General features: G+C 32.6%; 14 protein-coding genes. All 14 read right to left on the bottom strand.

The window, feature by feature from the left end; translation table 11 throughout:
- Positions 1-4 precede the first annotated feature (4 nt).
- A complete protein-coding gene (locus OZP06_RS14285; RefSeq protein WP_281323874.1) occupies positions 5-1,207 on the bottom strand; it encodes a beta-ketoacyl-[acyl-carrier-protein] synthase family protein in 1,203 nt (400 codons plus the stop codon).
- 79 nt (positions 1,208-1,286) lie between these two features.
- On the bottom strand, positions 1,287-1,544 hold the full coding sequence (locus OZP06_RS14280; RefSeq protein ID WP_219318555.1) for a phosphopantetheine-binding protein: 258 nt from the start codon (positions 1,542-1,544) through the stop codon (positions 1,287-1,289).
- Positions 1,545-1,546: 2 nt separating this feature from the next.
- On the bottom strand, positions 1,547-2,164 hold the full coding sequence (locus tag OZP06_RS14275) for a 3-oxoacyl-ACP synthase (RefSeq protein WP_269222457.1): 618 nt from the start codon (positions 2,162-2,164) through the stop codon (positions 1,547-1,549).
- Positions 2,164-3,294 (bottom strand): beta-ketoacyl synthase N-terminal-like domain-containing protein, encoded by a 1,131-nt coding sequence (locus OZP06_RS14270; RefSeq protein ID WP_269222456.1) that lies wholly within the window; start codon positions 3,292-3,294, stop codon positions 2,164-2,166. Before OZP06_RS14270 ends, OZP06_RS14275 begins: the two co-directional genes overlap by 1 nt.
- Position 3,295: 1 nt before the next feature.
- Entirely contained in the window at positions 3,296-3,745 is a 450-nt protein-coding gene (locus OZP06_RS14265; RefSeq protein WP_269222455.1) for an acyl-CoA thioesterase, read from the bottom strand.
- A complete protein-coding gene (locus OZP06_RS14260; RefSeq protein ID WP_269222454.1) occupies positions 3,720-5,003 on the bottom strand; it encodes an ABC transporter permease in 1,284 nt (427 codons plus the stop codon). Before OZP06_RS14260 ends, OZP06_RS14265 begins: the two co-directional genes overlap by 26 nt.
- Positions 4,993-5,691, bottom strand: coding sequence for an ABC transporter ATP-binding protein (locus OZP06_RS14255; protein WP_281240368.1), 699 nt, complete (start codon positions 5,689-5,691; stop codon positions 4,993-4,995). Before OZP06_RS14255 ends, OZP06_RS14260 begins: the two co-directional genes overlap by 11 nt.
- 66 nt (positions 5,692-5,757) lie before the next feature.
- The gene (locus OZP06_RS14250) at positions 5,758-6,756 is read right to left on the bottom strand and encodes a BtrH N-terminal domain-containing protein (RefSeq protein WP_281323873.1); all 999 of its coding nucleotides are present in this window, start codon (positions 6,754-6,756) and stop codon (positions 5,758-5,760) included.
- Entirely contained in the window at positions 6,756-7,160 is a 405-nt protein-coding gene (locus tag OZP06_RS14245; protein ID WP_269222453.1) for a hypothetical protein, read from the bottom strand. The genes OZP06_RS14250 and OZP06_RS14245 overlap by 1 nt, the downstream gene beginning before the upstream one ends.
- A 9-nt stretch (positions 7,161-7,169) precedes the next feature.
- Positions 7,170-7,640, bottom strand: a complete 471-nt coding sequence (locus tag OZP06_RS14240; protein ID WP_269222452.1) for an ABC transporter permease — start codon at positions 7,638-7,640, stop codon at positions 7,170-7,172.
- Between the two features lie 11 nt (positions 7,641-7,651).
- A complete protein-coding gene (locus OZP06_RS14235; protein ID WP_281323872.1) occupies positions 7,652-8,092 on the bottom strand; it encodes a hypothetical protein in 441 nt (146 codons plus the stop codon).
- Positions 8,092-9,225 (bottom strand): beta-ketoacyl-ACP synthase III, encoded by a 1,134-nt coding sequence (locus OZP06_RS14230; protein WP_269222451.1) that lies wholly within the window; start codon positions 9,223-9,225, stop codon positions 8,092-8,094. Before OZP06_RS14230 ends, OZP06_RS14235 begins: the two co-directional genes overlap by 1 nt.
- A gap of 6 nt (positions 9,226-9,231) precedes the next feature.
- The gene (locus tag OZP06_RS14225; protein ID WP_269222450.1) at positions 9,232-10,137 is read right to left on the bottom strand and encodes a dialkylrecorsinol condensing enzyme DarA; all 906 of its coding nucleotides are present in this window, start codon (positions 10,135-10,137) and stop codon (positions 9,232-9,234) included.
- A 298-nt stretch (positions 10,138-10,435) separates the two neighbouring features.
- Entirely contained in the window at positions 10,436-11,317 is an 882-nt protein-coding gene (locus OZP06_RS14220; RefSeq protein ID WP_281240067.1) for a lysophospholipid acyltransferase family protein, read from the bottom strand.
- Between the last annotated feature and the right edge of the window lie 46 nt (positions 11,318-11,363).

The following is an 11,363-nucleotide window of genomic DNA, read 5'->3' as shown; positions in this document are numbered from 1 at the left end:
AATACTATTCGCTTTTTGAAAATATAAGAGTCGAACAATTTCCTCCAAATCCAAAAGAATTAGAAAGAACATGTTCTATCTTTTTATGTTTTAAAGTAGTTTGAGGTATCAAATTGAATTCCTCCATTGGTGTTTTAAAATTCAGATTTGGAAAAACCACATTGTTTTGTATTGCCAATACGCTATAAACCGCTTCAACAGCCGCTGCGGCCGCTAATGTATGTCCGGTAAAAGGTTTGGTTGAACTAAAATCTGGAGCGTTATTTTCACCAAACAATCTAACAATCGCTCTTCCTTCGGATAAATCATTATTGGGTGTTGCAGTACCATGAACATTGATATAATCGATTTGTTCTGGTTTTAATTGGGCTATTTTAAAGGCTTTTTCCATTGCCAAAAAAGCACCGTCTCCATTTTCGGAAGAGGCAGTTTGATGAAAAGCATCATTTGCATTTCCATAACCAGAAACTCTAGCCAATACTTTTTTATTTTCTTTTTTGACCAATTCCTCCGATTCCAAAACCAAAAAAGCAGCAGCCTCGCCTAGATTCAAACCCGTTCTTTCATTATCAAAAGGTTTGTTGTAACCATCTGATAAAATCATAAGTGTTTTAAAACCATTAATGGTAAATTTGGATAAAGCATCGGTTCCTCCAACAATAACACGATCGAGTTTTCCAGACTTTATCAATCGAGCGCCTAACATAATTGCATTTGCGGCAGAAGAACAAGCTGTACTTATCGTAGTTACCATGCCTTTCAATCCCAATTCATGCGCCATTTTATCGGTATTATCTCCGGCATTGTGACTGCTAATGTATTTTACAACTTCTGGATTTTCAAAGTATTCATGATAATAACGTTCCGTCATATCCATTCCGCCGACACTCGTAGCCGAAATCAATCCTGTTCTATATTCATTTATTGAAGTTATACCAGCATTTTTCAAGGCTTGTTTCGCTGCGATTGTACCCAGCATAGCCGTTCTTGTAAAATTATTGTCTTTGTCTAATTGCAATTCTTCAATTAACTCCTGATTGCTTTTTTTTATTTCACCAACCTTTATTACATCAGCATGCACTGTAGTAATATTTTCGATAGTGGTGATCCCAATTTGACTATTCAATAATGCATTGTAATTCTCCTCAACCGTATTACCGATTGAAGAAATAATACCCATTCCTGTTATGGCAACTCCTTTAGACATTTTAGATTTTAGATTGCAGATTTTAGATTAATTTTAGACTCCAATTGATCTAAAATCTATACTCTAAAATCTTAAATTATTACTTAACTCTGTTTTCAGAAATATAAGCAGCCATAGTTTCTATAGACTTAAAAATAGTTTTCCCTTCTTTTGGGTCAACCAATTTGATCCCGTAATCTTTATCCAACATTACAATAAGTTCCAAGGCATCAATAGAATCCAGCCCCAATCCGTCACCAAATAAGGCATCATCATCATTTATATCTGCTATTGCAATATCTTCCAGGTTTAAAACTTCAATGATTTTACTTTTTAATTCTTGCTTTAATGCTTCCATAATTAATGTTTGTATAATTTTTTTAATAATTCTTGATTGTGTTCTAATTCACCTTTGGTATCTACTACATACAGAAAGGCTTTATACTCTTCCTTATAATATTCAACCCAACCGCACAAAACTTTATCTGCTTTTTGGGTTTTCAAAAGTATGTTGCTGTACTTTTCCATAAATTCAGGATTGTAATCCGCAAATATAAAGAAAGAATTTTCGCTTTTCAATTGATGTTTGATACTAATTTCGCCTAAACAAATATTCGGCAATGTATAAACAAATACCGCTGGACTCGGATAATAATTTTCGGTGTCAGAAATTGAATTTTGATATTTCACATCAGTATCCAAACTTGATGATTTGTTGGCAAATACCAATGCCGTATTATTCTCTTTTGACGATTCAACTTCAGTTCTCAAAAGCAATTCTGCTCCTAAAAAAGCCAATTTACTCAAATTATCCATTTTAAAAAATTTAGGATAATTCATTTCCAAAAACTGATAGGCTTTCTTTGAAAAATCGGTAAACACAGTCTGTTCCGTACCGAAAACAGTTTCACCATTCAGTGAAATTTGATTATTCTGAATCGTACAAAAGGATTTTATATAGGTTTTGTTTGCTGCCATTAGTTTACTTTTTCGAATAAAACTGCTGTATTGCAACCACCAAAACCCGAAGCTGTTTTTAGAAAATAACGAATATTTTTATCCTCATTTTTTTCAATAATATGAATTGGCTGACTCACTCCAATAGTGTCAAATCCCAAGGAAACAAACAATTTGCTTTCCTGTACCGATTGAATTCCGATAACGGTTTCTAATAATCCCGAAGCTCCCAACGTATGTCCATAAAATCCTTTCAGACTATTGACTGGAACATTTTCTAATCCTAATATGTTCAAGGCTATAGCTTCCATTTCATCGTTAAAAAGAGTTGCTGTACCATGTGCTGAAATATAATCAATTTGACTGCTGTTTATTTTGGCTTCCGCCAAAGCACTTTGAATGCTTCTAAAAAGACCTTCGCCAGTTCTAGATGGTCCCGAGATATGATTCGCATCATTGATAGAGCCATCTCCTATTACTTTTATTTTGGCGTTTTCTTTATTCGAAGAAACCAAAACCGCAGCAGCAGCTTCGCCTAATGTAACTCCAGTTCTGTTTATTGAATAAGGCTTACACGGCAAATCACTCATGGCCTGAAAAGAGTTGAATCCTGATAAAATAAATTTCGAGATTTCATCACCTGCAACTATGAACACATTGTCATAGGCATCCGCCTGAATTATTCTTTTGGCTACCGAGACCGCCAATATTCCGGAAACACAAGCATTGGAAACCACAATAGGCTCTGTTTTGAATTCAAAAAAATCAGCAATTGTTTGGGCTAATTGATGTAAATAAGCAGATTCTATATTTTGATTTTCTAAAGCCGTAATATTGCCTTTTGTAGTTGATAATATAAAAGCCGTTCGCTTATTTAAATCAACTTTGGACTTTTTAACGATTGGTTCCAAAGCCAAAATCATCATTTTTTCCAATCTTGAATAGTGAGTGGCTGTGGTAATTTTGGCGAAAGCTAAATCCAAATCGGCATCATCAATTATAGAAGCGTAAAATGGCACATGAAACAACTTTGGTTTATCATGCAATTGAATACCAGAAACTTCATCACCAATATTTTTTATATTGGAGGTCACATCAAACCCTATGGGTGTAATGCAATTCGTTTCGGTTATGTAAACTTCTTTTATCATTTTATTTTATAAGGCCTACTTTTCGTTTCCACTCTTCAAAAAAAGGAGGATTTGTTAGCATTAATTCTCCATCTTTATCCAAAAAAACCTGAACAGTTTCTCCTGAACAAGCAATTTCGTTTTTGGCATCAAATATTTTGTATCTGTAAATCATTTTTGCTGCAGGAGTATCAACAATAGTAGTTTCTATTCTAGCGACATCACCATAACGCAATGATAGTTTATGTTCACAAGTCGATTTTACAATTGGTGTTGTATAGCCACTATCAAAAATATCCAAATAGGAAATCCCGTGATGACGACCAAAAGCCTCTCTCCCATCTTCAAAATAGGTAATATAATAGCCGTGCCAAACTATTCCAAGCGGGTCGGTTTCATTGAAACGTACTCGAATCTCTTGTGAAACGGTTAAAGCGGTTGCTTCGTCAAACTGCTCTTTTCTTCTTTTCATACAGCAATGCTATCGTTGTGGTAACTATAAAAAATAAAAATAACAAACTCAATTCTGGAACTAAATCCCAAAAGGATGCGTTACGCAAAAGTACATCATAAAAAGCTTCAAGTCCCCAGTTCATTGGTGAGGATTGCGCAATAACTTGCATTATTTTAGGCATGGCAAATACGGGAACCCAAACGCCACCTATAGCTGCTAAAATAATCACGGCTGTAGCACCAAAAGGAGCCGATTGCTCTTGTGTTTTGGCAATAGTACCCAATAAAATACCAAAACCAATTGCCGCTAATCCAGAAAATAAGGCTACAACACTCATCAATAATAGATTTCCTTCTACATTCAGAGCCGGTAATCCCAAATGAGGAAATAAAAATATAGCAACTGCAATCATCATATAAAACTGAATCAAACAAATGATTAAATACATAACTGTTTTACCTCCCAAAACAATCATATTAGAAACTGGATTGGTTCTTAAGCGAATAAAAGTTCCTTGCGTTTTTTCCTTTACTATATTGATTGACAATGGAATAACAATGAAAAATATAGCAAAAAGTGTCCAAGCTGGAACATTGTGTTGCACAGAATTTGGTTTATTATCTTTATTGTTGATTTTAGGAACGATTTCTTTGAATGTAATAAAACTCTTTTGTTCAAATTTACCATCTCCTTCTCCTAATTGATCTTGAAAAGTACTGTAAATGGATTTGGTTTCAATTTGAGAAATCATTTTATCAATGCCATTCATAACGCCATTTTTAAAACTCAATTGCACTGCTGGATCAAAATAGAGTTTGACTTCTTTTTGATCAACTAGTTTCCTTTTTGAATCGGTTGTCAAAGAATCGGTAAAACCCAAACTACTGACAATTTTTTGAACATTTTGATCGATCTTAGCTTGTAAATCAATACTTAAATGGGATGGAATAATAATTGCCATCTGATATTTTCCTTTAAAAACAGCTTCTTTGGCTATAGCCTCAGTAATCGGAATTTTATCTATGGTTGTAACTACACTAAAAACGTTGTTTTTTTGTAAATTATCAAAAATCGTTTTGGAAACATTTCCTTTGTCATAATCAACCAATAGTATTGGGATTTTAACCTCTTCACCTTTTTTATAAGTACTATCCTGAATAAGTGTAACTGTTATAATTAATACCAACGGCATCAAAAACAATGTCACAACCCCTCCCATATCTCGTTTCAGCAACAAGAATTCTTTATAAACTGACATCCAAATTTTATATAGCATCTCTCAATTCTTTTCCGGTTAATGAAATAAAAACATCTTCCAGATTTCTGGCATTTGGTGTAGCAGTAATTAAATCCTTTGGCGTTCCCTCAGCATATATTATACCTCTATCTACTATGGCAATGTTGGTACAAAAATCCTGCGCTTCGGATAAATGATGTGACGTATAAATAATGGTTGTACCCGTTTTATTAAGTTCCTTTAAATAATCAATAATAACATTTTTAGAATGTACATCAACGCCTACGGTAGGTTCATCCAGAAAAAGAATCTTGGGATTGTGTAGAATTCCAGCAATCAAATTGACGCGGCGTTTCATTCCTCCCGAAAAAGTTTCGATTCGTTTATCTGCAAACTTCAATAATCCTAAAAAATCAAGATTGTTAATTACTTTTTCTTTAAGGTCATTCCCTTTTAAACCATACATACTTCCAAAATACAGTAAATTTTCCCTTGCGGTTAATGTTGGATATAAAGCATATTCCTGTGGTACAACTCCAATTATTTTTTTTATACCATTGGCATTTTTTGCATACGTCAAATCATCAATGGTAAAAGTACCCGAAGTAGGTCTAACCAATCCACAAAGAATTGAAATCAGAGTGGTTTTACCAGCTCCATTTGGACCAAGTAAACCAAAAATCTGCCCCTCTTTTATATCCAAAGAAAAATTATCCAAAGAATACATTTCGGCATCTTTGTACATTTTGGATAAATTTGATATTTGAATGATGGATTTCAAAATGATATTTTTTTAGCTTATTGCATTTTTCAACTTCTTAAAAAAAACTTCTTCTTTATCGGCAATAGCCAAAAGCTCGTCCGAAAGTGTATTGTAAACATCAACTTTGGTGCTTCTATTTTTATAAACACGAGACGCTTCTACAGCAAAATCCCTCCACATATCACCAATAGCAGTCATTTCCAATGATAGGGTTTGGAGTTCGTCGTTTTCTAATATAACAGCAGCTTCTTGTAAAAAAGCGGCATATATAAATCGAAAACCACCACCACCAGTTCCTATTTCTTCCTGCATTCGAACAATTTGCGCCAAGTAATGATTGGCTTTCTTAGTTCCTTCTTTTACTGGCCATTTCTTAATTAGTTTGGCCACATATCGAATGCCTCGCACTCCAATTATTGGCATTGGTGCCAGCATATCGCGACAAGTATTTTTTATACCTTTTAAAATTGCACCTTTCAAATCTACATTAACAGGAATCTGAATAGGATAATACATTTGGCCTCTTGGAGCAAAGGCCCCTTTTGCAAAACGTACTTTATTTAATTCGGCATGCGTAAGTGTCGTTACGTTTTCCATAACGGGATCGCTAATCAAATAATCGGTTTCCGTTTTACCATAAACCACTAAGTTGTGGGCATTGAAATGAAAACGATATTCATCTGGAAAATAAGTCAAATTATACACTCCTACCTGCAATCCAGAAGGAATATTATTCTTTAAATTTTCGTCTAATGCTTTGATGGCATTGGTTTCGCTAGAGAATTTTTGTCTTTTGATTTTTAATCCCAAACGTTTCGCCAACTTATTAAAAATTAAACCTGGCATGGGTCTGTAACTGATAGCAGGAGCGTAATTTACTTTTAGAAATGGGATATAAACAAAGAAAAGTCCTGAACCGATTCCAAAAACCATTGGTTCACTAATATTCAATCCATTATGTTTTAACAAATTGGAAGCAACTCCATTTTCACAATGAGCCGATTGATGATGTGTAAAATTTGTTTCCATTAACTTGTTTTAATCTGTTTTAATTCTGCAATAGTGATATTGAAAGTTTCGGCATATTTTTTCAAAACAGATTCGCTTAAACCAGCAAAAACTTTGGGTTTGAAGTGTCTTTTCACCCGCCATTGCCACATCCCCACATAACTGGAAAGTACACCAATATCCATTCTACATAATTCCATATAGTAACAAATAGGGCTAACTTCATTATTCTCGACTTGTAATTTTGCAATTGCAATTCGCTCACTTATCTCTTCAATAGAATTTGATAACGCAATAGTTTTGGGCTCCCAACCTGTACTCAAAGCAGTTGTATAATTGCCTTTTTCGTCTGTGGCATATACCAACTCTTTCATGTTTTTGTTGGAAAGATTGCCTTTATCTTGGGGAACTTCTTCTGTTTTCATGGTATCTGTCTATGATTTATTTTCTTGAATAAACAAAGTAATCTCGCCTTCTAATAGCAATTCATCTTTATTAAAACTTTCACATTTCATCGCACATAAACTATATGAATCAGTAATAAATTTTGAAACCAATACTGCTTTTGTAAAAATAACATCATTCACTTTAGGTGAAGAATGGATTTTTAATGTTTTGATACCACTAATGAAACCAACAACGTATACACCTGTTTTGTCCTTCTTATTTTCATCAATAAAATAATCTTTTGCAACAACAGAGGAACATGTTTGCGCCATATTTTCTACCAAACCTGATTCAGTAAGAAAACCATTTTTAAGAAAAATATTATCTTCTTTAATTTCAAAAATAGTTTCGACTTTTTCGTCATCCATTTCCAAAATCATATCCACCATAAGCATTGGTGCACGATGAGGCAAATATTTTTTTATATCAACCAAATTTGAAGTTTCTTTATAATTCACGTTGTTCTAATTTATTTAGCCAAAACAGTCTTCATTTGACCTTTGGCTATTTCAACATCGTTTAACGTGGTCACAACATCAACCAAAGTAATACCGGCAAACTCCTGTAAAATAGAAACCGTTGTTCTTATTTCATCCTGAACTTTGGGCAAAGCTATAATTTCGATACTTTTTATGGAACCAATGTAACCAGTAGGAGCTTGTTCTTTTCTTAAATAAAACTGATATCCAGTATGTAAGGCTACTGATTGCGCCATGTGTTCTATTATCCCAGACTCAACAAAGGATTTATTTTCGAAAAAAATTGCCTCTTCTTGTATCGTAAATCCAGAAACCAATTCTGTTTCGGAATAGGAGTACAATTTATCAACCATTACAAATGGAAACTGTTGCGGAATTAAAGATTCGACAAAATCTTTATCTCCTAATAAATTATTTCCAACCGTTCCCATTAACAAACCGTTAAATAAGCATACGCATACGAGAAACGTCCACTTTCTGGAACCGATAAAAGAATTTTATTTCCTTTTATTAATTTACCTGAATTCATCAATTCCTCTAAAGCTAAATAAATGGATGCTGCACCAACATTACCAACATGTGCCAAATTCATAAACCATTTTTCCATAGGAATATCCATTCCTCTTTCTGCCAATGATTTTCTTAATCCTTCAACAAAATAATGTGATGATACGTGTGGCAAGAAGTAGTCAATTTCATCTGATGAAATATTGTTTTTGGACAAAGCATCACGCATACTTTCGGCTCCTTTCACCAAAATAAATTCGTCTAATAATTTAACATCTTGCTTGAAAGCAAATAATGATTCATTCAGCCATTGATCTGGTTCGTAGTCATTCCAAGGTTTTATTTCGCCATTTTCTAATTTATCCCCACCAGCATACATACAAGTTTCTAGTTCGAAAGCATATGAAAAAGCTTCCATCCATTCCATCTTTAAAGAAATAGTACCACTTGGTTTATTTTCCAACAAAAATGCGCCAGCACCATCAGATAACATCCATCTCAAAAAATCTTTTTTGAAAGCTAGAATTGGTTGTTCTTCTAAATTTTTTAAATTAACCACTTCATTTTCATACTTTTTGGCTAACATCCAATTAGATATTTTTTCTGAACCTGTACAAACTGCATTTTGAGTATTACCAGACTTTATAGATAAAAAACCAAATTTTAAAGCATTCATACCTGCACAACACACTCCTGAAGAGGAATTTAATTCTAAGCTTTTATTTTTCAACAATCCGTGCACCATTGCAGCATGAGAAGGTGCTAAAACATCTGGAGTGGTTGTACCACAAGATAATAATTCCATGTCTTGTGGCCCAAAACTATCATCAAACAATCCTTGAATAGCATTAGTAGTCAATTCCGCATTATTATGAGTACTTTTCCCTTTTTTATCTAGAGCATAATACCGGCTAACAATCTTGTTGTTTCTTAGTATTAGTCTTCGGGCTTTGGACGCGGTTTCATTTATTAACCCTAAATAACCTTCCATTTCATCGTTAGAAACAGCGTCATTTGGTAAACATTTAGCCGCTTTTGTAATATATACATCAAACATAATAATCTAATTTACTCCTTTATAATATTCTAATTCTTTTCTTATTTTTTGGATCTTTAATGGATAAGTAAGAATGTGCAATATATAAACTATTGGTGAGATTAACCAAATAGCTAGTAACAAATACACTTTAAAAACTTTCAACCAAGTTTTTCTAGATTCTCCCTTTTTTATGATCAAATTAGACCATTTATTAAAAATCTTATTTGCAGTTCTATCAACCGTTACCAAATAAGAACTAACCCTAACTGCATCAATACTAATTAATTCTGATTGTAAATTATCTAAACTATTTTGTTTCAAATTCGATAAAATTACAGCTCCAAACTTCGAAGATTCATTAATATCTTTATCTGAAACTCCAGGTAAAGGAAAAATACCAAGATATTTCTTTTTTATTCCTGAAAACATCCACTCTACAATAGTAATAACACTAATTAAATTACCCGCTCTATCGACCAATGCTATATTTCCTTTAAGCGATGCATTGTTAAGTTTTAATAATCCTTTCACTTTTTCCTGAGCCATAATCCACATGTTTCTTGAACCATTTATGGTAACAACTGGGGTATTATTCAATAAAATTTTAGCTTCTGAACTTTTCAAAAAAGAATTTATAGGAATAGATGGTGTTAAATACCAAACTTGATAATTCAAAAGAATTAAGTCAAATTTTGTGTTCATTATTTCTTTGGAAACTGGCAAAAGTGGCGCAGGAATTTGCAAAAATGTTTCAGGAAAAGCACCAAAAAAAGCTTCATTATCCCATGGAAATGGAAAAGGCTTTTCTAATTGAATTTCATGAAAAAAAACATTTACGTTGTCAGAATCTAAAAGTGGTTTTGCAATATTTCTAGCAATAGACTCCAATTGTCCCGATTGAGAATAGTAGATTACGAGGACGTTTTTCATTGCGGTTTTCGATTTAAAAAAGCGAAAATAACCTAAATTTATAATTTATACTAATAGTCTATTATTTCTTTAATGACAAAAACTAGCCTAGTTAAAAATAAAAAAAGTATCATTTTACTTTAACTATCTGTATATCAAAAATAAATAAAATAAAATCAAAAATTAGGTAAATAAAAATTGAGTTCCATTTACAAATCAACCTTTTTGTTTTTATTTATAAAACAATAAAAATCAAACTGTTAGCATTACAAACTTAACAACCTCCCTTAAAATGAAATAAAATGTAAATAAATTGTTATTAATCTTCGATTTGATTCCAGAAATCAAAATAATTAAACCATTGCAATGGGTATTTTTTAATCATACTTTCAAGGCTTTGAGTATATTCTCTCAACAATCCTTTTTCATCACGATGTTTAACTTTGGCTTCAATCGTATAAAGATGATAATGCAAATTGGGTTCCTTCATGACATATACAAAAACAACCGGAACTTTTAATCGAGAGGCAATTAGAAACGGACCTGATGGAAAAAGAGCTTCCTCACCTAATAGATTGTCGCTTAATGCTTTTACTCCCTCAAAATATCTGTCTCCTGTAAAACAAACTAATTCGTTTCTTGCTAGAGCCGAATTAATTTCAAAAATATGAGACATATCATTACTAATGAGTATAAAATTTATTGTGGGCTTTTCGGTAATACTTTCTAGATATTTTTTAATGGTCGAATGTTCCAAATCGGTAGTGACCAGATTTATTTGAAAATTAACATCTAACTCACTAAAAAAATGTTCTGCTATTTCAAAATTTCCAATATGGGCACTAATAAGAACACCTCCTTTTTTTTCTTCCAAAAGTTTGATTAGAATTTCTCTTCCTTCATGCTCATAAGTAAACTTACTTTTCAATCCGGCACCAATAGCAATTTTATCTATAATCGTTTGCCCAAAAGTGTAATAACTATTAAAAACCATTCTTTTTGATTTAAAATAGGAATACCCCAGTCTTTTCCTAAAGTAATAAAAGATGGAGGCATTACTTTTTTTTAGAAAAATAAAATAATAGCTAGCAACAAAATAAAGAATGAGATAAGCTGATTTGACTCCTACATTTTTTATAAAAAAAACAAAGATTTTATATCCTAAAACAGTGCCTTTAGATTTCCCATCCCATTGACTCATTTTAAATTTTAGATTTTAGATTGCAGATTTTAGATTAATTGTCACA

Origin of the sequence: Flavobacterium sp. IMCC34518, assembly GCF_027111095.2 — a bacterium.
In the GTDB taxonomy this organism is placed as follows: Bacteria; Bacteroidota; Bacteroidia; order Flavobacteriales; family Flavobacteriaceae; genus Flavobacterium; species Flavobacterium praedii.
This window is presented reverse-complemented; position numbering and strand designations above follow the sequence as displayed.